Below are 20151 nucleotides of genomic sequence, written 5' to 3' on the forward strand. Positions count from 1 at the left end.
AGGATGGGTCGCGGACGGGATGCCCGCCCCGCGCAGAACGGACAGCAGGGGCAGCAGGGGCAGCAGGCTCCGTACGGGCAGCAAGGGCCGTACGGGCAGCAGCCCCCCTCGCCGCCTGGGCAATGGCAGCAGCAGGCACCGCAGCAGTTCGGCGGGCCGCAGGGGCAGCCGCAGCCGCACGGGCAGTACGGCGAGCCCGAGTACTTCGGTGACGGCGACTACCCACCCCAGCAGTCCTACGCACCGTATGCGAACGACAACAACCCTGGTCACACCCAGCAGTTCAGCGTCGGCGACGCCCCGGACGCCTACGGGGCGCCGACCGGCCAGTACGGCGGCGGCTCGGACGAGTACGGGGCGGGCGACACCTACCGCGCCGGCCAGACCAGCGCGCCCCCGGCCGGCCCCCGGCTGCACTGGAAGCAGCTGCTGCCCGGCATCGTGCTGCGCCCCGACGCCACCTTCTGGCAGATGCGGGACCACGCGGTATGGGCCCCGGCGCTGATCGTCACCTTCATCTACGGCCTGCTCGCGGTCTTCGGCTTCGACAAGGCCCGCGAGGATGTGCTCAACTCCACTCTCTCCAACAGCATCCTCTGGCTGCTGATCACCGCTGTGATGTTCGTCATCGGCAGCCTGATCCTGGGCATGGTCACCCACACCATGGCCCGCCAGCTGGGCGGTGACGGCGCCTGGCAGCCGACCATCGGCCTGGCCATGCTGATCATGACGATCCCGGACACGCCCCGGCTGCTGTTCGCGATGTTCCTCGGCGGCGACAGCACCCTGGTCCAGGTCCTGGGCTGGCTGACCTGGCTCGCCACCGGCTATCTGCTCGCCTCCATGGTCAGCAAGTCGCACGATCTTCCGTTGCCCAAGGCGCTCGGTGCCGCCGCGATCCAGCTGGTCGCGCTGCTCGCCCTGGTGAAGCTCGGCACGCTGTAGGGCCACACCGGCCACGGCAAGGGGCCCGCCCCGGAGCACTCGGCTCCGGAGCGGGCCCCTTGCCGTACGAGGAGGTTCCCGGCCCTCAGGCGAACCGCTGTCCGGCCGACCCGTCGCACCCCTGCAACCGCAGCGGCTCCTTCGCCCCGGCCAGCGTCAGGCACAGCGAGGTCGCCGCGGCCGGCCGGATGGTGCCGCCGTCGGCCCGTACGAACCGCTGGTTGCCGGCGCCCGAGCAGTTCCACAGCACCAGCCCGGCCCCGGCCGCATACCGCCCGCCCGGCACGTCCAGACACCGGTCCTGGGTCAGCTCCACATGCAGCGACCGCTGCTCCGGGTCGTACCACCAGCCCTGGTTGCGCTGGCCGTGGCAGTCCCAGCCGCCGACCACCGTGCCATTACGGCTGGCGCCCCCGGTCGCATCCACACAGCTCCCCGTCCCGGCGTTCTTCAGCGGCCGGTACGCCTCGTCCCAGGCCCCCGCGTACAGCTCCGGCCGCCCGGTGCTCGCCGGATCGGCACAGGCCGCCTCGCGCAGCCCGGAGGCGTACAGCTGGGTCAGACAGGACGCGAACGCGCCGTGCCCGCGGGCGTTCGGGTGGAAGGACTGCCGCACCGAGTTCGAGTTCGGCGGGAAGGGGTTGGTGAGGTTCACATACAGCCCGCGGGCCCAGGTCTCCTCCATGCAGACCTCATGCCCGTGGAACAGCCGCGAGGCGTCCAGATAGGTCGCGCCGCTGTCCCGCGCGGCCTTCCGCACCCCCTTCTCGAACGCCGGCACGGCGGCATTGCGCCCCCAGCCCGCATCGGAGGTGTAGCCCGTGCAGCCGCCCGGCAGCTTCCCCGGATACCGCGGGTTGTCCTCCACATCCGGCCCGATCGGGCTCGGATACGACATCACCACGAGCCGGTAGTCACCATCGGCGTACCCCGCGTCCCGCATCACGGTCCGCAGATCGCCGACCGTCCGCTCCACCTTCGGCACCAGCCCGTCGACCCGCGCCGCCCAGCCCGGCTGGTACTTCGGCTCGCAGGTCCCCTGGAACAGGAACCAGCGGGTGACGCAGTCCGTCATCACCGGCCCGAATTGGAGATCGTCGTTGGCGCCGGCCACCAGGAGCACCATCTTCAGCCGGGTGTTACGGGCCGCGATGGCGAGACTGTCGCTCTGCACCAGCTCATCGGCGTACTGCTTGCTGCCACCGATCACGATGTTGCCGGTGCCCGCACCCGAGCACGCGGCGTTGTACGTGACGTCCGCGCCGATCCCGGTCCGGTGGATCGCCGCGTCCGGCGACCGGTGGCACCAGTTGTCCGGCCCGTCCGTCCCCGGCTCGTACGTCCCGACGCCCTCCCCCGAGATCTCGCTGTCCCCCAGCGAGATCACCGAGGTCTTGCGCTCCCCGAGGGGCCGCTCGGCCGGATCCCCGTAGAGCCGGTCCGCCTCCCGCGCCCGGATCTTCTCCAGCTCGGCCGACAGCGGCTTGGCGGCCGTGCCACCGGCAGCCGCCGTGCCGCCCGTGGCCCCGGGGGCAGCACTCGCCCCACCCACCGCCACGGTGCACACCATGCTCAAGGCCGCCGCCGACGTCACCACGACGCCCCTCAGCCGCCGCCCACGCCCCGCACGCGGCCCGTATCCCGCACTCCGCCCACGTAACGCCCACCGCCCACGTCTCCTACGCACCATGGGGCCTCCCCTCCGGTCTCCTGTTACCGCGGGTTCTAGTCGGAGGTGAGCAGGGGTGGAACACCCGGAACGCGATTGGCCGAAAGCGACGCACCCGGCGGCCGGCCGCCAACTCCCTTACGGAGAGCGGCGATCGGGCCAACCGGGCCACGTCGGGCACCGAGCACCCGCCCCGCCCCGCCCACCGCACCATCGGCAGCTGAGCCCTGAGTGCTGAGCACTGCCATAGGGTCTGTCCATGCCAACAATGAGCGCCCCGCAGCCCACCGCAGGAGGCCGCGCCGCCGGCATCATCGGCCTGCTGATAGCCCTTGGCATCTTCGGCGTATCCGTGACCCAGGCCGCCGTCGCCGGCGGGCTCCTGGGCACCGGCGGCACGCTGACCGTCAGCGACTGCCACAGCGGCGGTGGCGGCGGCGGGGGCCTGCGCCACTGCTACGGCACCTTCCACCCGGCCGGGGCCGACGGCGGTGCGGACCCGTCGAGCGCCCCGCGGGCCCGGGTGAACACCCTGGAGGCCGAACCCGGCGACACGCTCCCGGTCCGCAAGGGCAGCGCCGGCTACGTCGTCACCGGCATGGGCTCCGCCTGGAGCCACCTCGCCTTCGCCTTCCTGGGCCTGCTGCTCGGCTCGGCAGCGCTCCCCATCACGGCGAGCGGCGTCCTGCCGCGCCGGGGCACGTCGGGCCAAGACCTCTTCACGGCGGTACGCGGCACCCGGCTCGCCTGGTTCGCCAAGCGCCTGGCGCTCACGTCCCTCGCCGGCGCAGCCCTCTCCGCCTACCTGGCCTGGCTGCTCTGACCCCCGGGACGGAAGCGACGCACCAAAAAGCCGGCCGACCGCCAACTCCCTTACGGAGAACGGCGATCGGCCGGCCAAGCCACCTCGACCTCAGGCGTCGAGCACCTGCCCGGCGCGCCGCACCACCGGGGGCTCGACACTCCACGGGAAGTTGATCCACTCATCCGTGCGCTTCCACACGTACTCGCACTTCACCAGCGACTGCGACTTCTCGTAGATCACCGCGCTGCGGACCTCCGCCACCGTCCCCTGGCAGAAGTCGTGCACCAGCTTCAGCGTCTTACCGGTGTCCGCGACGTCATCGGCGATCAGCACCTTCTTCTCCGAGAAGTCGATCGCGTTCGGCACCGGCGCCAGCATGACCGGCATCTCCAGGGTGGTCCCCACCCCGGTGTAGAACTCCACGTTCACCAGGTGGATGTTCTTGCAGTCCAGCGCGTACGCCAGCCCCCCGGCGACGAACACCCCGCCACGGGCGATCGACAGCACGACATCGGGCTCGTACCCGTCATCCGCGATCGTCTGCGCCAGCTCACGGATCGCCCCGCCGAACCGCTCGTACGTCAGGTTCTCCCGCACGTCACTCACGTATCTCTCTCAGACCTTCTGTGTCCACACCCTCTGCCACGCGCCCGCCCTGTAGAGCGCGCCGCCCACACCGCCGCGGCTGTGTCATACCTGCGTGCGGTGGAAGTTCTTGAACGACCGGGACGGCGTCGGACCGCGCTGCCCCTGGTAGCGGGAGCCGTACTTCTCACTGCCGTACGGGTGCTCGGTCGGCGAGGTCAGCCGGAACATGCACAGCTGCCCGATCTTCATGCCCGGCCACAGCTTGATCGGCAGCGTGGCGACATTGCTCAGCTCCAGCGTCACATGCCCGCTGAACCCCGGGTCGATGAAACCGGCGGTCGAGTGCGTCAGCAGCCCCAGCCGTCCCAGCGAGCTCTTTCCTTCGAGCCGGGAGGCGAGGTCGTCGGGCAGCGAGATGACCTCGTACGTCGAGGCGAGCACGAACTCGCCCGGGTGCAGGATGAACGCCTCATCGCCCTCGGGCACGACCTCACGGGTCAGGTCGGGCTGCTCGACGGCGGGGTCGATGTGCGGGTACCGGTGGTTCTCGAACACCCGGAAAAAGCGGTCGAGCCGCACGTCGATGCTGGACGGCTGCACCATCGACTCTTCGTAGGGGTCGATACGCACCCGACCAGCATCGATCTCGGCCCGGATGTCCTTGTCTGAGAGAAGCACGCAGACGAGGATACGCGCCCGCACGACGAGGCCCGGCCCCCCACCAGGGAAGCCGGGCCTCGCCCACTCCTCGTCTACTTCCGGCCACTGCCTCTCACACGAGGCGGACCGCCGCTCTCACTACCGCTTCGCGTGCTCGACGGGCACCGAGTGCCGCAGCCGAGCACAGCGCGGGCAGCGCAACAGCCGTCCGGGACCGAGCCGGTCGGTGGTCTGCATCGGGAACGAAGCGGTGCTGAACACGTGGCCCTCGGCACAACGTACGACGGTGCGCTCCATCAAGTCCCTCTCCCAACTGCGTGGACAACAAAAGCCACATTAGGGGATGAACTGGGCGCCATCACACGCGGCACTCCGACGCCCAACCGTACGCCCCAACTCCCGCACCCCGCACCCGCATCCCACCCCCGACACCACGGGCTCACCCCCCGCCCGGCACCCCCACCGAACACCCCTCTCACGGCATCCGGGCACGCCAAATGCACCGCAGGGCGACGATGGGGTAGAGTGTGCGACGATGTTCCGCTCTCGATCCGAGGCGGGATTACGCGGGTGTAGTTTAATGGTAGAACATGAGCTTCCCAAGCTCAGAGCGCGGGTTCGATTCCCGTCACCCGCTCCATAGCGAAGGCCCAGGTCGGCGACCTGGGCCTAGTTTGTTGCCTAGACCATTTTTGGGTCGACCAGCCCTCCACCAGCCCTACCTGCCTGACGGAGGGGCGGATTTCAGTAAGAAGCCGTATCTCAACCGAACGTGGTCCCTTGATTTCTGCTGGTCAGGCATGGTTTCGCTCGGGTTGAGGGAGGCATCGCGACGTCTTGTGTCCGCTTCATCGTCGAGGGGTGCGCGGTGGCGTCGGTGCTGGGAATGCTGGAGGAGCGGGAGGCGGCTGCCCGGGTGCGGGTGGAGGGCTTGCGGGAGGAAGTCGCGTGGTTGGCTGAGGTGTTGGAGGCCGCGGAGATCGAGTTGGACCGGCGGGTGATCGCGCGGGAGGAACTGGTCGAGGCCCTGGCAGTCTCTGCGGCCGAGTCCACTGCCGTGACCACGACTGAGGCGGAGGAGGAAGCGGTACCGTCGCTCGCACCGGTGCCGGGCTCGACGGTGCCGCCTTGGCGGGAAGGGCTGCCGGTGACGGTTCTGGCGCCGGACTATCAGCGGATTCTGGGCGTGCTGGAACAGCAGCGATCCACCCCCACCGCCCGCCGCAACCGCCCCAGCACCCCCTGGCACAAGGCCACCGACGCCCTCGACACCCTCCACACCGACCTGACGGACGACGCACGAGCCCAGGCACACATCACCGCCCTCGGCGAACTGATCGAAGCCACCGCTCAGAAAGCCCCCGAGGACCTGCGCGCCGAACTCCAAGCCGCCTCCAAGGCATTCGCACGCGCCCAGCGTTCGCAGATCCGGTCAGACGACCGAGCCGCCAGCGCCCTCCGTACAGCGGCACGCGACATCGTCGACACGGCCACTGGTCCCGACGGCAGCGCCCTCGCTGCCCTGATCGCAGCGATGTTCTGGGCGGCAATCGTCGCCGGACGGTGGCATGCGGCGAAGGGCCACGCCCACCAGGCCGACGCCGCCCGCCAGACGCTCCAGCACCTCCAGACCGCTGCCGATCACGCCCTTGCCCCGGTGCTGGCGGGACTCGAAGCACGCCATCCCAAGGAGGAGGCACGCCTCACCCTGGCCAGCGATGTGCGAGCCGCCGTCCCCGAGCACGCTCAGCGGATTCTCGCTGACTCCAGCTGGCCTGCCCTCGCCGCCATCCTTGCCGATGCCGAAGCCGGCGGACACAAACCCCATGAGCTTCTCAAGGAGGCCGTCGCCCAGCGTGAACTGGCCACTGCCCGTCATCCCGCCCGCGTCCTGATCACCCGCATCCAGCACACCGGCCGCAACCCCGTCCCCAACCGCCGGGCCGAAGCCGCCCGCCGACGCACCACCATGACGTCCTCGGCCTCCACGTCGCAGGCCCAAATCCCACAGTCCCCAGCGGTGATCACGACAGCCGCCGAACAGCAGCACCGGCAGCGGCGGTAGCTACCAGACGTAACCGTGGAGGCCAGTTGCTCGCCAACGCCATGGTCAGTTACCGGCTAAGCGGACATTTCGCTCCGTATCTGCTCCAGAGACTGCGAGGCGGCGGCATGCTGGGCGGGCAGCCTGGCTCCCGCGGTGCGCATGATGCGTTGGAGCTGGTGGGGCAGGCGCTGTGTGGCCGCTTCCCGGATCGCGCTGTCCAGCGACTGGGCGGCGCCGCCGCGGTCGTCGGCAAGCAGCTGGACGTGCGCGACGGTGACGAGCTCGATGACGCGCCACTGCTCCCTCGCCGTGAACCCCTACCTTCCCCTCGCGTTTCCGTTCCGTCGCCGAGACGCTCATGAACTGCCCTGCGGCAGGGCGCAAGGCATCGCGCCCAGCTAGCCGACCCCCTGCCACCAGGGCGCACGACCGCCTCCGGTTGCTTGGACGAACGCAGCCGGAGGCGCCAGGGCAGACCAGGAGTTCCCGGCACCTGCCCAAGGGCCTGCCCACGGCCGCCCGCCCGGACCTCACGCGACCGGGGGCGGCTGATCCCTGGCGCCCTTCCCCCAAGGGGGCGCGTCAAGGGCGACATCGCAAGTCCGTCAGCACCACTCGAATCAACGAGAGGAGCACGAAATGAGCACCGCACAGACCCCGGAACGCGTCGAGCTGGCCAAATTCTTCGAGGTGAGCGCCCAGCAGTTCGAGGCCGGTCGCCCGGCGCCACAGATGTTCTGCCCCGCCATCGACGCCGAATGGCACCGTCTGTTGCACACCGCCGAGTACGCCGAGTTCAGCGCCCGGCACGCCGGGCAAATGCTCGGGCACATGAGCAGCCACGGGAACGGCCGGATCTCCTGGATCCCCGCTCACGAGGAGATGTACGGACCGCTGCCGGAGATCTGGTTCACCGGCAGCGACGGCCAGGTCGACGAGAAGCGGCTCACCCACTATCGGGAAACCGGTGAAGTGGTCGCCGAATGGGACTGTTCCCCTGTCCCCGGCGATGGCGGCGACATCGTCCCTAAGCGGCGCAAGGTCACCGCATCGTGACCACCCTGCACGCCGACGGAGCGCTCCGGCCTACGGCTGGGGCGCTCCGCCTCATCGAGGGACGCACCGTCAGACCGAAGACCGCGGATGTCGCCGACTACGCACGCGCGGTGTCGGAGCACTGTCCGTATCTGGCACCGTCGATGGCGCGGGAGCTGACGGGGTGGACGGTGTACGAGGTCGCTGGAGACACGGAGTCGGCCGAGGCCGAGGTATTCCACGCAGGCGTGCAAGCCGCGGAATGGGTACGGCCGTTGACGACCCGGCCGCACGGGGCGCTCGTGTGCGAGAACATCGTTCTCCTCGGCGGCGACGGGGCCGACTATCGTGCGCTGATGGACTGGCCGCACTGGGCGTTGAAGAACCTGTACGGGCCCGTCGGGCTGATGTGCGGAAAATTCTGGGCGGGCGAACAGGGCAGCAACCGATACGGCCGCAGTATCCCGGTGCCTCCGTGTTCGTTCCTCCCCGTGCGGGTGGCTGTACGCCCTCGCGATCCGCGATTTCTGAGCCGGACACCGGAACTTGCCGCCGCCGTGGCGAGTGCGGTGGACGATGGACGCGATGTGTTCAGGGATCTCTCGCAGGACTGGAAGGTGGTACGCGCATGGGCGAAACAGCTCCTGGCATGACGGCACCTCCACACGAGGCAACAGACCTTTTGTCCGAGCGGTTCGGCTCTCCTGTCACCGCGGACCTGCTCAGCGACCGACGCGGTTCCAGGGCCTGGAAGGTGACCACACCGGACATCCGTCTGGCACTGAAGGCCAACGCACCCGGCGGCGACGATGCCCGGGACAAGGCCGCGGAAATGGCACAGGAAAACCGCCATCTCATGCGCCTGACGAAGGCCGGCGCCATCGACTCCGCCTACCGAATCGACGCCGGCCCGTGGGAACGCGGCCAATGGCTCGCCGTGCGATGGATCGAAGGCGTCCCGCTGTGGCGCGCCCTGGCCCTCGCCCGCGGCCCAGAGGGAAACCGCCCCTCCGTGCACCCCTGGCTGCTGGGCATCGCCCGAACCTGGGCCCAGCGTCTGGACGCCCTGCACGCTGCCAGATGGGCACACGCCGACGTGCAGCCCACCAATACCCTCGTCGATTCAGGCGAAGTGCACCTGATCGACTACGCACTGGCGTGCGGCCCCGAAGAAGCCGAACGACTGCCGTACCGGGGCGCGCTCACCCACACCACCGCCCCCGAAGTCGCCGACGCCATTTTGTCCACCAGCGATGACACGCACATCCACGTCCAACCACCGGCCGACATCTGGGGCCTGGGAGCCTCCTTGTTCTGGTGCTGGACCGGGCGTCGCCCCGTGGCGTACGAGGACGAAGCAGACCGCATGGCCAAGCTCCAGGCCATCGCGCATGGCCACATCCTCCCCCTCGAAGACGCCCGGCCGTGGCCCTTCCCCACCTTCGAGAACCTCATCACCGCATGCCTGGCCCCTGACCCCGACCGGCGACCTGCCGCCGCTGAGGTGGCCGCTGTACTCACCGAGGCAGGACAATGATCGAACTGCGAGACCTCACTCCGGGCGACGCTCCGGCCGTCCAACGGATCTACAGCGGCGCGTCGGTGGCCTTCACTCGTCCCGAGGGCATGACCGCTGAGGAGGCGGCGGCCTACGTCGAGACTGCCATTGCACACGCCCGCGCGACTCCCCGTGAACGCTGGTGCTTCGCCATCACGGTCGGCGATGGCGTCGTCGGCCTGGTGAAGTTCCGAAACCGCGGGCGCAGACACGCCACCGTGAGCTACATCCTGCGCGAGGACACTTGGGGCAACGGCTACGCAACCGAGGCCCTCAAACAGAGCGTTGGCTACGCCTTCGCCCATGCGGGGATCACCCGCCTCAGCGCCAATCACCATCCCGACAACCCGGCATCCGGCCGTGTCTTGATCAAGGCCGGATTCGTCCAGACCGGCACCGCGCCCACCGGCCCCGCACTCGGCCGACCCGGGGTCGACGTCCCGGTGTACGAAATCCTCCGGCCACAAGATCCTGACAACCAGACATAGCCGCGTACGGACTCGGGCATGGGGCAACGCACAAGATCATTTTGGAGCAGGCGCGGTAGGTGCTGGACGGCTGGATGATTGTCCCTGCTGACCAGCGCCCCGTCGGGCCGCCCGGGGTCCCTTCGGCGGGCTCGGAGAACGGGGGCGGCGACTGTGGCGGGCCAGGAGCGAGTCGCGATCGCCGTCGTGGTCCGCGAGGACGAGGTGCTGGCGGTCTGCCGACGCGATGACGATTCGTCTGGGGTCACCTGGCAGTTCCCAGCGGGAGGTAGACCTCGTCGCTGAACAGACGGCTGCCCTGCTCGTCACACAGCCGCGCCAACTCGGTGAAGTCGGAGGCGCTGCTGACCTTGCTGGTGGTCTGGGTGAACGTCGTGAATGGCCGGCGGGTTCCCGCCTGGTGAGGTGTCTCGCCCTCAATCTGCGCTTGGGCGTGAGGTGTCGCTCTTGAGCTGCTCGGACTGTGCGCGCAGGCCCTGGACGAGAACCTGCAGTCCGAAGGCGAAGGACTGGTCGGCTCGTCGGCGTCCGGAAGGGGCGTTGTGCAGTGCGTCATGCATGGGGCCGTCGGTGAAGTGGCTTGGGTCCCAGATGTGTTCGGGGGCGGCGAGATCGAGTGCAGCCCCGAGGGCGAATCCGTCGACGGTCGTGACGGCGTCGAGCAGGTGCTCGTCGCGGAATCCCGCCTCGCGCAGGACGGCGGCCAGGGCCTGGTAGACGCGAGTGATCTTGGGGGCGGCGGCCGTGCTGCTCGTCAGCAGGGGCACGAGGCGTGGATGGGCGCCCAAAGCGTTGCGGTAGCCGGTCACGAACGCTTCGAGGGCGTCCTGCCAGGGGATGCCGGGTGCGGCGGTGAAGTCGTCGGCTGCCGGGTGGTCGCCGAGCCACTCGGGCACGAGGTGGTCCCGCATCAGTTCGATGATCTCCGTGCGCCCGGAGACGTGGTTGTAGAGCGAGGAGGGGCGGACCCCGAGGGCCCCGGCGACCTGCCCGATGGTGAAGTCCCCATGGTCGTCGACGACCTGCAGGGCCGCGGTGGCGATCTTGCTGCGGGACAGGATCGGTGAGGTGGGTCGGGGCACGTGAGCTCATCTCTTCGGCGGCTGTGGGGGCTGGCTCGGCGCAGGATCTTGTGCTTATGATACCTAAAACGAACGACGTTCGTTTATTGCAGGCGTGCCGATCTCGGCCGCCGGGATCCCCGCAGGCGGACGGCACCGGCCGACACCGGCCTTCCCTCCGCCGTCGAACGAAGAGGTGGAGCTGTGGATGCAGACCTTGTTGTCGTCGCCGGCACGATGCACACGCTGGAGGCAGGCGGTCCGGTGACCGCGGTCGCGGTCAAGGACGGCCTCGTGGCCGGCCTGGGGGACCGGAAGCAGATCGACGAGTGGTCGGGTCCGCACACCCGGGTGCTGGACCTGGGACCTGCGGCCACGGTGACGCCGGGACTGATCGATGGCCATGTGCACCCCGTGACGGGGACACAGATGACCGAAGGGGTGAGCCTGCTCGATGTGCGCAGCGTCACAGGCTTGCGTGCGGTACTCGCCGAGCACGCCGCTTCACTCCCCGAGGGGGCGTGGGTGCGGGGGTGGGGGCTGAAACCGGAGGTGTTCGGCGACAGCGAGCCGCACTACGAGCTTGTGGAGACGGCGGTCGGCGGGCGGCCGACGGTGCTCCAGTTCCTCGACGGCCACGCGGTCCTCGCCTCACGAGCCGCCCTGGAGCGCGCAGGAGTGGACGGACCGCGGGAGTTCGCCGACAACTCCACGATCGTGTGCGATGCGGCCGGACGGCCGACGGGCGTGCTCCGCGAGGTGGGCGCGATGTCGACGGTCCTGGCCGTCATTCCCGAGCGCCCCGCCCAGGGGGAGGCGGCGCGGGTGCGTGAGTCGCTGCTGAACATGGCCCGTTCGGGGATCACGTCCGCGCACGCGATGGAGTTCTTCGACGGGTCGGACGAGATTTACCGGGCGATCGAGGCGGACGGCTCACTGCCGGTGCGGCTGCGATGCTTCGCCTGGTGCATGCCGGGAGGCGGGCCCGAGCAGTGGCAGAAGCTGGTCGACGTGCAGGGCGAGCGTGGCCGGCGGTGGTCGATGGGCGGTGTAAAGCTCTTTATCGACGGGACGGTCGACCACGGCACGGCCTGGCTGCACACCCCGGATGCGCACGGCACCTCGGTCAAGCCGGCGTGGCCCGATCCCGAGGAGTACCGGGCCGCTGTCGCCTTCTTCCATGCGCGCGGGGTCGCCACCGCAACCCATGCCATCGGTGACCGCGCGGTGGAGTACGCCCTGGAGGCGCTGGAGGCGGCCGGGGCCGGGCCGGGCGGCGTCCGCCACCGCATCGAGCACGTCGAGACCCTGCGCACCGAGGCGATCAAGCAGTTCGCCGCCCTGGGCGTGACCGCCAGCATGCAGCCCACGCACTGCACCGACCACGTCCAGCCCGACGGGTCCGACAACTGGTCGGCTCGCTTGGGCCCCGAGCGGGCCGCGCGAGGATGGCGCCTGGCCGACCTCAACACCGCCGGCGTCCCCCTCGTCCTTGGTTCGGACTGGCCCATCGCCGACCACGACCCGCGCGGCATCCTGGCAGCGGCGCAGCTGCGCCGCCCCCCTGGCGCTCTGCCGACGCGCACGCCGGTGAGCCCCGAACAGGCCATCGACGCGCGCACGGCGCTTGCGGGATACACCACACGGTCCGCGTGGGTGGTTGGTGAGGAGGACGTCGCCGGCTCGCTGGCGGTGGGCAAGCGCGCCGATCTGGCCGCCTTCTCCGTCGACCCCTTGTCCTCGTCGCCTGACGAACTGGCCGAGTGCGCAGTGCTGGCCACCGTGGTGGGCGGCGAGGTGGTCCACGAAGCCTGACTGTCACCATCGCCCTGACCTTCGGGAACAGGGTAGTTCGTGGTGAACAGCCACCAGCCGGTCCGCTCGTTGAGCGGGCCGGCTCGTTGGCACACGTAGATCCGTGGTCGCAGTTCTGGTTGCATTCACCGGCGTACAGCACCGTTCAGAAACCCCACCCGTCCCGGCTGCGCCGCAGGTCAGGACGTTCCCGCACGCCCCGGAACCCCCAGACGAACATTTGGAAAGCATGTTGGTCGAGTCCCAGCCGCTGTTCAGTCACAGCCCGCCGAAGCAGCACCTCAGCCCGCCTACGCACCTGGTAGGCGGGCCGCCTTGGGTGAGCTGATGCGTGAGCGGACGGCGCCGCGCATCGCCTCATGCGGTGGACCGCATGTCAAGGTGCATGTCTACCGACCAGGCATAAGCAGTCCGTTGCCGACAACGCACGGCTATCGGTCACGTGTTCATCTGGGCTTTTCATCCAGCAGCCCGCCGCATTCGCGCATGCACACCTCGCCGCCGGCGCCGACACACCGCGCCTCTCCGCACCCGGACCAAGCCCGAGCGAGTCGTCTCCGCCCCCACCCCATCGCAGGCCAGCCCTGTCCCAGCCCTTTGACGCGGCACACCAGGGTCAACGACGGTCAAACCGGCTGCCTCCGACAAGGCCACCACACCCAAATAATCGCAGTTCAGAGCGCCGCTGACCCCCGAGGCGTCATTGATTCCCAAGCTCAGAGCGCGGGTTCGATTCCCGTCACCCGCTCCATAATGAAGGCCCAGTTCAGGGGGACAACCCCCAAGCTGGGCCTCTGTGTTGCTCGGGCCGATTCAGGCGCCGCGCACCACCTCCGCACCACCTCCCCCGTCTTCGGACCGCTCGGCTCCCTTCGTCCAGCTCCGGGGCTCACGGCCCTCTTCGTCGGAGGGGGCCGTGCGTCGTAGGTGGCCTTCCGTCCCTGCTGTTCCGGGACGCGGCGGGGGCGGTGGCCGGCGCGGGGGCAGACTTGGTGCCGGTCCCGTCGTTGCAGGCGGTGAGGGTGAGCGCCGCGCGGGGTGCCGCCGCCTGGCTCAGGCTGACTGGATGGAGCTCAGCATGTTCAGGCGGGCTGCCCGGCGGGCCGGCCAGATCGCGGCCAGGACGCCGATCGCCAGAGCCAGCACCAGGAAGATCCCCAGGCTCCCCCACGGCAGCGCCATCTCGTACGTCTTCATCGACGACGCCATCAAGCTGCCCCCGGCCCAGGCCAGGAAGATGCCCGTGCCGATCCCGAGTACGGCGCCGAACAGGGAGATCACCACCGACTCCAGCCGGACCATGTGCTTGATTCCGACGCGGTCGAGGCCGATGGCCCGCAGCATCCCGATCTCCCGGGTGCGCTCGAAGACCGACATGGCCAGGGTGTTGACGACACCGAGCACCGCGATGACGACGGCCATGCCGAGCAGCCCGTACATCATGTTGAGTGCCATGGTGATTTGCCCGCCTTGCGACTTGATGAATTGCTCCTGGTTTTGGACGTCCAGCAGGGGGCTGTCGCCGAGCGCGGTACGAATCTTCCGCTCCAGGCCCGCATCCTTGCCGGGCTCGGCCTTGACCAGTACCTTGTCGAGCTTCTTGGTGCCGGAGTGCGGGAAGACGTCGGCGAGTGTGCCCAGCGCATCCTGCACGGCGCGGGTCTGGGCGTAGACGCCGACGACCGTCAGCTTCTTCTTCTCGGTCTTGCCGGTGTCCGTGCCGACGTCGAGGGTGGCGCCTACTTTGAGGCCGGCCTTGTCGGCGAACTCGTCGGAGACCGCGATCTTCCCGGGGCCGATGTCACGCAGCGACCCGGCCTGGAAGTCGAGTTCCGTGGTCTTGCCGAACGCCTTGGGGTCGGTGCCGGTGATGACGACGGGCCCGCTCTTGGTGCCGAATCGCGTCGAGGTGACGGGGACGGCCGCGGCTACCCCCGGCACCCTCGCGACCTTGTCGGCCGCTCCCGGTTCGAGACTGCCGCGGTGGGAGCTGTTGGAGACGCTGTAGTCAGCGGTCAGTCCCTGGGCGACCTGCTTGTCCAGGGACTGTTGGGTGGAGTGCCCGGCGACGGTCAGAGCGGTGATCAGGGTGAACCCGATCATCAGGGCCGATGCGGTGGCGGCGGTGCGGCGCGGGTTGCGCAGCGCGTTCTCCTTGGCCAGCTTGCCGCTGACGCCGAACCAGCGGGTGGTGACCTTGCCGGCCAGGGTGATCAGCGGCCGGGAGAGCAGCGGGGCCAGCACGATCATGCCGCTCACGGTCAGCCCGGAGCCGAGCATGGCGATCTGCACATGGTCCTGGGAGGTGATCCGGAAGGTGGAGACGTGGAGCATCACCAGTACCCCGGCCCCGGTGAGCAGGGCGCCGAGCACGTTGCGGATCACCAGGGCGCGGGCGGGCGGCGCCTGGTCGACGGTGCTGAGCGCCTCGATGGGGGCGATCTTCGCGGCCTTGCGGGACGGCAGCCAGGCGGCCAGTACGGTGACGAGGACGCCGACCGCGAGCGAAGAGGCAACGGTCGAGGTCGTGATGACCAGCGGCCCGTCGGGCAAATCGGCGCCGGTCGCGTTGAGCAGCGGGCGCATGGCGGCGGCGATGCCGAGGCCGAGCGCGAATCCGGCGGCGGAGGCGCCGAGGCCGAGGACGGCGGCCTCGGCGAGGACGGAGCGTACGACCTGGCGGCGCGAGGCGCCCACGGCCCGCATCAGCGCGATCTCGCGGCTGCGCTGGGCGATGAGCATGGTGAAGGTGTTGGCGATGATGAACCCGCCGACGAACAGCGCGATGCCGGCGAAAACCATCAGCAGCTTGGCGAAGAACCCGCTGTCCCCGGCGCCCCCTCCGGACTGCTGGGCTGCCAGGTCGGCACCGCTGACGACCCTGGCGCCCTTCTCGGGAAGCAGCGTTTGTACCCGGGCGGTCAGCGCACGCTCATCGGTACCGGCCTTGGCCGCGACCGTGATCTCGTCGAACTGACCGGCGTGGAGGAACAGCTTCTGCGCTGTCGGGGTGTCGAAGAGGGTGAGGGTGCCGCCGGCGGCGACCCGCGGGTCATCGGTGGAGACGGTACCGACCAGCTTCTTGGTCAGGGCAGGCCCGTCGGTGGCGAAGCGGACGGTGTCGCCGATCCGGTAGCCGGTCTTCTCGGCGGTCCTGGTGTCCAGCACCAGCTCGCCCTCGGCTGCGGGACCGCGGCCTGCTGTCAGCGGGAAGCGGCTGTCCTTGCCGTCCTTGGCGGGCAGGTAATTGGTGGCCAGGTTCAGCCAGTTGTTGTCGGCGTTGACCGGGCTGCCGTCCTTGGCGGCCAGCGTGGCCTCGCCGTTGACGGTGGGGCGTACCGAAGCGACGCCGGGCAGCGCGCGGATCTTCCGCGCCAGCTCGGTGTCAAGGCCGGTGATCGGCTTGCCTTCCGAGCCGCCGGGCCCGGAGGCGCCATTGGCCTGTACGGAGGCGGCCACGCCCTTGAGGTTCTTGGCGGCGGCGTTGTCGAAGGCGCCGGCGACACTGTCGCCGAAGACAAGGGTGCCGGAGACGAAGGCGACACCGAGGAGGACCGCGAGTGCGGTCATGAGCAGTCGGGCTTTGTGCGCAAGGACGTTGCGCAGGGCTGTACGCAGCATGTCGGAGTCAGTCCTGGCGGTACGCGGTCGGGAAGGGGAGGCCGTGCAGGAGGAAAGCCGAACGGGAGGGAGCTGTGCTGGAGGGCAAGCCGTGCGAGCGGGACGCGTCGCTCGTCCGTCCCTCGGTGTCGAAGAGCCGCATACGGTCGAGCACAGCCTCGGGGGTGGGGTCGGGCAGATCGTCGATGAGCATCCCGTCGGCAAGGAAGACCACCCGGTCCGCGTAGGCGGCGGCCGCCGGGTCGTGGGTGACCATCACCACCGTCTGCTCCCACTCACGTACCGACTCCCGCAGAAAGCCCAGGATTTCCCCGCCGGAACGGGAGTCGAGGTTGCCGGTCGGCTCGTCAGCGAAGACGATCTCCGGCCGGCCGGCCAGCGCGCGAGCCACAGCGACGCGCTGCTGCTGGCCGCCGGACAGCTGCGACGGACGGTGCCGCAGCCGCTCGGAAAGGCCGACGGTCCCCACGATCAGCTCCAGCCACTCCTGGTCGGGCTCGCGGCCGGCGATATCCATCGGAAGCGTGATGTTCTCCAGCGCGTTCAGCGTGGGCAGCAGATTGAACGCCTGGAAGACGAAGCCGATCTTCTCCCGCCGGAGCCTGGTGAGTTGCCGGTCGCCCAGGCCGGACAACTCGGTGTCACCGATACGAGCGGACCCGCTGGAGATCGAGTCGAGCCCTGCCATGCAGTGCATCAGTGTCGACTTGCCGGAGCCTGACGGCCCCATGATCGCGGTGAATTGACCACGGCCGAACTCCACAGAGACCGAGTCGAGGGCAACGACGCGGGTCTCGCCCTCGCCATAGATCTTGGTCAGCTCCGCTGCGCGAGCAGCGACGCCCATAGGGGCCCAGAGGCCGGGGTTGAGGGTGGCGGGATGCGACATGGGAACTCCTCGCGGTGGTGCGGTGCGGAACTCCCGACCATCGTGGCCGGGGCCCACCCCCGCATACGTCGCTCCTGGGTCGGGAATACGCCGCCTGCCGAAGGGCAGACCCGCCGGGCCGTGTCGCCCTCACGGACCATGGCTCCTCTGCCCGAAGAGAGAGCCGATGCCCCCGGGCCGGGGGCTCAGCCCATGAGCCCGGCCTGGTGTGCCAGCAGCGCCGCCTGTACCCGGCTGCCGCACCCCGTCTTCCCCAGGATCGAGCGGACATGGGACTTGACCGTCCCCACACCGATGCCGAGGCGCCTGCCGAGCTCCGCATTCGACAGCCCCTCCCCCAGCATGACCAGCACCTCGCGTTCCCGGTCCGTCAGCCCCGCCACCCTGCTGTCCAGGGCGGCAGCCTTGGCGGCGGCCCCGCCGCCGGCCCCGCCGCCGCTCAGCATCCGCCGGACAACGGTCCCGGTGACGCCCGGCGAGAGGACCGCGTCCCCCGCAGCCGCCGCCTGTACCGCACGGATCAGCTCCTGCGGCCTCTCGTCCTTGAGCAGGAAGCCGGTGGCGCCCGCACGCAGGGCCCGCAGGACGTTCTCCTCGTCGCCGAAGGTGGTGAGCATGACCACCTGCGGCGCGGGGTCGAGGGCGACCAGCGGTTCGACGGCCGCGAGCCCGTCGAGTACAGGCATACGGATGTCGAGGAGCACCACATCGGGCCGGTGCTCGGCGGCGAGCCGGACGGCCCCGCCGCCGTCGGCCGCCTCGGCCACCACCTCGATGCCGTCGGCGTGCCGGAGGATCAGCCGGACGCTGTGCCGGATCATCTCCTCGTCGTCGGCGAGCAGCACCCGGATCGCGGAACCCGCCCCGGAGTTGGCGGAGTTGGCCTGGTCAGTCATGCGTCTTTCTCCCACGGGGTGGTTCGGTCGCCTCTTCGGTCACCATGGGGACCGTGAAGCGGTCGATCGCAATCAAGATGTCGGACCGGAAGCAGTAGCGGACGATCTCCAGCCGCCCGCCCTTGGGAATCCCGCGCGGGTGCGGATACAGGCAGTCCGTGGCGGAAGCCGGCCGCGGCGGCTCGCGCCCGGCAGCGGCCGCGCGCGCCCCGTAGTCGTCCGGTGCCACGACGCGCTGCACTCGCTCCCTGGTCATCCCCACCCGGGGCTCCTCAGGGGTCCGGTGCTCGGAACCGCCGTGCGCATAGTGCACCAGCACGACCCCGAAGAGCATCATCCCGCCCACCCCCGCCAGACCGAGCAGCCCGGTGACGGCACCGGCCAGACGCCGCTGGAGGGCCAAGGGCCCACCGCCGGGCCCGTCGACGGTGGCCGGGCCGCTGTCGGACGGGGCCGGGCCCGCCGTCTCCGCGCCGGGCCCGGGGTCGGCGGGGATGTCGGCCGCCACGGCGAAGCCGCCACCGGGCGTCGGGTGTGCCTCCAGGCCACCACCCAGCAGCGCCACCCGCTCCCGCAGCCCGATCAGCCCGCGCCCGGTGCCGAGCCCGGTCACGGCCGCGGGCGGCACCGGCGGCACGCCGTTGCGCACCCGCACCTCCACCCGTTCGTCGGCGTGGCGGACGGCGACGGTCACATGGGCCCCGGCCGCGTACCGGTGGACGTTGGTGAGCGACTCGCGCACCACGCGGTGCACCGCCCGCCGCACCCGGGCCGGCCGAGCGTCGAGATCGGGCCCCTCCCAGGAGAAGGCGACGGGGATGCCGCCGCCGCGTGACTCCTCGACCAGCGCCTCGATGTCCGCGCGGGTACCCGTCGCGTCGGTCAGCGCATCGGTGCCGGTGTCCCGCTCCAGCGGGCCGAGTACCTCCAGCACCTCCCGCAGCTCCTGCATCGCATCCCGGGCGGCACGGCCCACCACGGCGGCCTCGTCCTGCAGTCCCGGCGCCTCCTTGGACAGCGCCATCTCCAGCCCGCCTGCGTGCAGGGAGACCAGGCTCAGGCGATGCCCGACCAGATCGTGCATCTCCGCCGCGATCCGCGACCGCTCGCGCATCCGCGACTCGCTGTCCGCCAGTCGCCGCGCCTCCTCGGCGGCGGCCGCGCGCTCCCGCAACGCCCGCAGCAGCCGATCCTGCTGCCCCGCGACGGTGCCCACCAGCCCGGGAATGACCACCGTGGTGGTGGCGAGCACCGCACTCAGCATGAGACCGAACGACCTGCTGCCCGTCTCCAGCACGGGCGCGGACGCCACGCAGGTGACCACCGTTACGGCAGCCGCACCGAGCAACAGCCCGGCTCGCTGCCGCGACATCTCCAACTGGCGGGCCGCGGTGTAGGCGGCTACCGCGGTCAGCAGCGCCACGGCGGGCATCACCCCCATCAGCACCGCCAGCCCGAGCACGCTGACCACCGGGAACCGGCGCCGCACCAGCACCAGCGCGATGCCGCCGAGCCCCAGGGCCACCGCTCCGCCCGTCAGCCTCGCGTCGATCCCCGACTCAACCGTGTGGACGAGCAGCACCAGCGCCCCGGCCAGGACCGCCTCACCCGCCGCCCGCAACAGCTGCCATCCGCTCTCCCCGGGCCCGGCGAAGGGCCTTCGGATACGGCGGTTCTCGGTGGAAGGTGGAGCGCTGGACGGCATAACGCCGATTATCGGGGGCTCCTTCGCGGACGCCCTGCGCCTTGGGGACGACCCGCCTCTACCCAAAGGCAGAGGCCCCACCGCAAGGCAGGGCAAGTCGGTGGGGCCCGCATCCCCTGCCGGGCGGAAGGAGATGCGGGCGGGGGGCCGACGGGAGCCGGCCGGGGTCAGCCGCGGTAGCTCTCCTGGCGGGCGAAGTCGGGTATCTCGAAGGCTTCGAAGGCTTCGGTGTAGCGCAGGGGGCGGACGGTGTCGACGTTCCATACGTAGAACGGCAGCCGGGTGCGCGGGTTGGCGTGGCGGACCTGGTCGGGGCCGTGGTTCATGCCGGCCGGTGTGACGCTCGCCAGCCCCGCCGGCGGGCCGACG

General features: G+C 70.2%; 16 protein-coding genes, 1 tRNA gene and 2 pseudogenes. 10 read left to right on the forward strand and 9 right to left on the reverse strand.

Features of this window, described 5'->3' with window-relative positions:
• The first annotated feature begins 3 nt into the window (after positions 1-3).
• Positions 4-945 carry a Yip1 family protein gene (locus AC3EUV_RS34980; RefSeq protein ID WP_432144407.1) on the forward strand — a complete coding sequence of 314 codons (942 nt, stop codon included), beginning with the start codon at positions 4-6 and terminating at the stop codon, positions 943-945.
• Positions 946-1030: 85 nt separating this feature from the next.
• Here AC3EUV_RS34980 and AC3EUV_RS34985 read toward each other — a convergent pair whose 3' ends face one another.
• Positions 1031-2515, reverse strand: a complete 1485-nt coding sequence (locus tag AC3EUV_RS34985) for a ricin-type beta-trefoil lectin domain protein (RefSeq protein ID WP_435604670.1) — start codon at positions 2513-2515, stop codon at positions 1031-1033.
• 358 nt (positions 2516-2873) lie between these two features.
• On the opposite strand from AC3EUV_RS34985, the gene AC3EUV_RS34990 reads away from it, so the two are divergent.
• Entirely contained in the window at positions 2874-3437 is a 564-nt protein-coding gene (locus tag AC3EUV_RS34990; RefSeq protein ID WP_432144335.1) for a hypothetical protein, read from the forward strand.
• Positions 3438-3527: 90 nt separating this feature from the next.
• Here the strand turns inward: AC3EUV_RS34990 and AC3EUV_RS34995 are convergent, their stop codons facing one another.
• Together AC3EUV_RS34995 and dcd are read right to left on the reverse strand one after the other, a co-directional pair.
• A complete protein-coding gene (locus tag AC3EUV_RS34995) occupies positions 3528-4025 on the reverse strand; it encodes a phosphoribosyltransferase (protein WP_042151413.1) in 498 nt (165 codons plus the stop codon).
• A gap of 84 nt (positions 4026-4109) precedes the next feature.
• Complete coding sequence (gene dcd, locus AC3EUV_RS35000) at positions 4110-4685, reverse strand: dCTP deaminase (RefSeq protein WP_432144334.1); 576 nt, start codon at positions 4683-4685, stop codon at positions 4110-4112.
• 548 nt (positions 4686-5233) lie between these two features.
• On the opposite strand from dcd, the gene AC3EUV_RS35005 reads away from it, so the two are divergent.
• The 7 genes and pseudogenes from AC3EUV_RS35005 to AC3EUV_RS35035 form a co-directional block, all read left to right on the forward strand.
• A tRNA-Gly gene (locus AC3EUV_RS35005) sits at positions 5234-5307 on the forward strand.
• Between the two features lie 570 nt (positions 5308-5877).
• Positions 5878-6732 (forward strand): annotated as a pseudogene (locus AC3EUV_RS35010) (mobilization protein); the annotation flags it as partial.
• A gap of 621 nt (positions 6733-7353) precedes the next feature.
• The gene (locus AC3EUV_RS35015; RefSeq protein ID WP_435604662.1) at positions 7354-7770 is read left to right on the forward strand and encodes a hypothetical protein; all 417 of its coding nucleotides are present in this window, start codon (positions 7354-7356) and stop codon (positions 7768-7770) included.
• A 110-nt stretch (positions 7771-7880) separates the two neighbouring features.
• Positions 7881-8402 (forward strand): DUF6875 domain-containing protein, encoded by a 522-nt coding sequence (locus tag AC3EUV_RS35020; protein ID WP_488187993.1) that lies wholly within the window; start codon positions 7881-7883, stop codon positions 8400-8402.
• A complete protein-coding gene (locus AC3EUV_RS35025; RefSeq protein ID WP_435604664.1) occupies positions 8399-9286 on the forward strand; it encodes a protein kinase domain-containing protein in 888 nt (295 codons plus the stop codon). Before AC3EUV_RS35020 ends, AC3EUV_RS35025 begins: the two co-directional genes overlap by 4 nt.
• Positions 9283-9795, forward strand: coding sequence for a GNAT family N-acetyltransferase (locus AC3EUV_RS35030; protein WP_435604665.1), 513 nt, complete (start codon positions 9283-9285; stop codon positions 9793-9795). The genes AC3EUV_RS35025 and AC3EUV_RS35030 overlap by 4 nt, the downstream gene beginning before the upstream one ends.
• Before the next feature lie 168 nt (positions 9796-9963).
• Positions 9964-10062 (forward strand): annotated as a pseudogene (locus AC3EUV_RS35035) (NUDIX hydrolase); the annotation flags it as partial.
• Positions 10063-10211: 149 nt separating this feature from the next.
• On the opposite strand, the gene AC3EUV_RS35040 reads toward AC3EUV_RS35035, so the two are convergent.
• On the reverse strand, positions 10212-10877 hold the full coding sequence (locus tag AC3EUV_RS35040; RefSeq protein ID WP_435604666.1) for a TetR/AcrR family transcriptional regulator: 666 nt from the start codon (positions 10875-10877) through the stop codon (positions 10212-10214).
• Positions 10878-11060: 183 nt separating this feature from the next.
• Here AC3EUV_RS35040 and AC3EUV_RS35045 point away from each other — a divergent pair, with 183 nt between their 5' ends.
• Positions 11061-12671, forward strand: coding sequence for an amidohydrolase (locus AC3EUV_RS35045; protein ID WP_435604667.1), 1611 nt, complete (start codon positions 11061-11063; stop codon positions 12669-12671).
• Positions 12672-13724: 1053 nt separating this feature from the next.
• Here the strand turns inward: AC3EUV_RS35045 and AC3EUV_RS35050 are convergent.
• The 5 genes from AC3EUV_RS35050 to AC3EUV_RS35070 all read right to left on the reverse strand — a co-directional run.
• A complete protein-coding gene (locus tag AC3EUV_RS35050) occupies positions 13725-16292 on the reverse strand; it encodes an ABC transporter permease (protein ID WP_435604668.1) in 2568 nt (855 codons plus the stop codon).
• A gap of 7 nt (positions 16293-16299) precedes the next feature.
• Entirely contained in the window at positions 16300-17181 is an 882-nt protein-coding gene (locus tag AC3EUV_RS35055) for an ABC transporter ATP-binding protein (protein ID WP_432144332.1), read from the reverse strand.
• A 185-nt stretch (positions 17182-17366) separates the two neighbouring features.
• Complete coding sequence (locus tag AC3EUV_RS35060) at positions 17367-18077, reverse strand: response regulator (protein WP_432144331.1); 711 nt, start codon at positions 18075-18077, stop codon at positions 17367-17369.
• On the reverse strand, positions 18070-19782 hold the full coding sequence (locus AC3EUV_RS35065; protein WP_432144330.1) for a sensor histidine kinase: 1713 nt from the start codon (positions 19780-19782) through the stop codon (positions 18070-18072). Before AC3EUV_RS35065 ends, AC3EUV_RS35060 begins: the two co-directional genes overlap by 8 nt.
• Positions 19783-19949: 167 nt before the next feature.
• Positions 19950-20151 (reverse strand): hypothetical protein (locus AC3EUV_RS35070; RefSeq protein ID WP_435604669.1); only part of this gene is annotated, 202 nt, incomplete at its 5' end.

The organism is Streptomyces sp. bgisy130 (genome assembly GCF_057708345.1).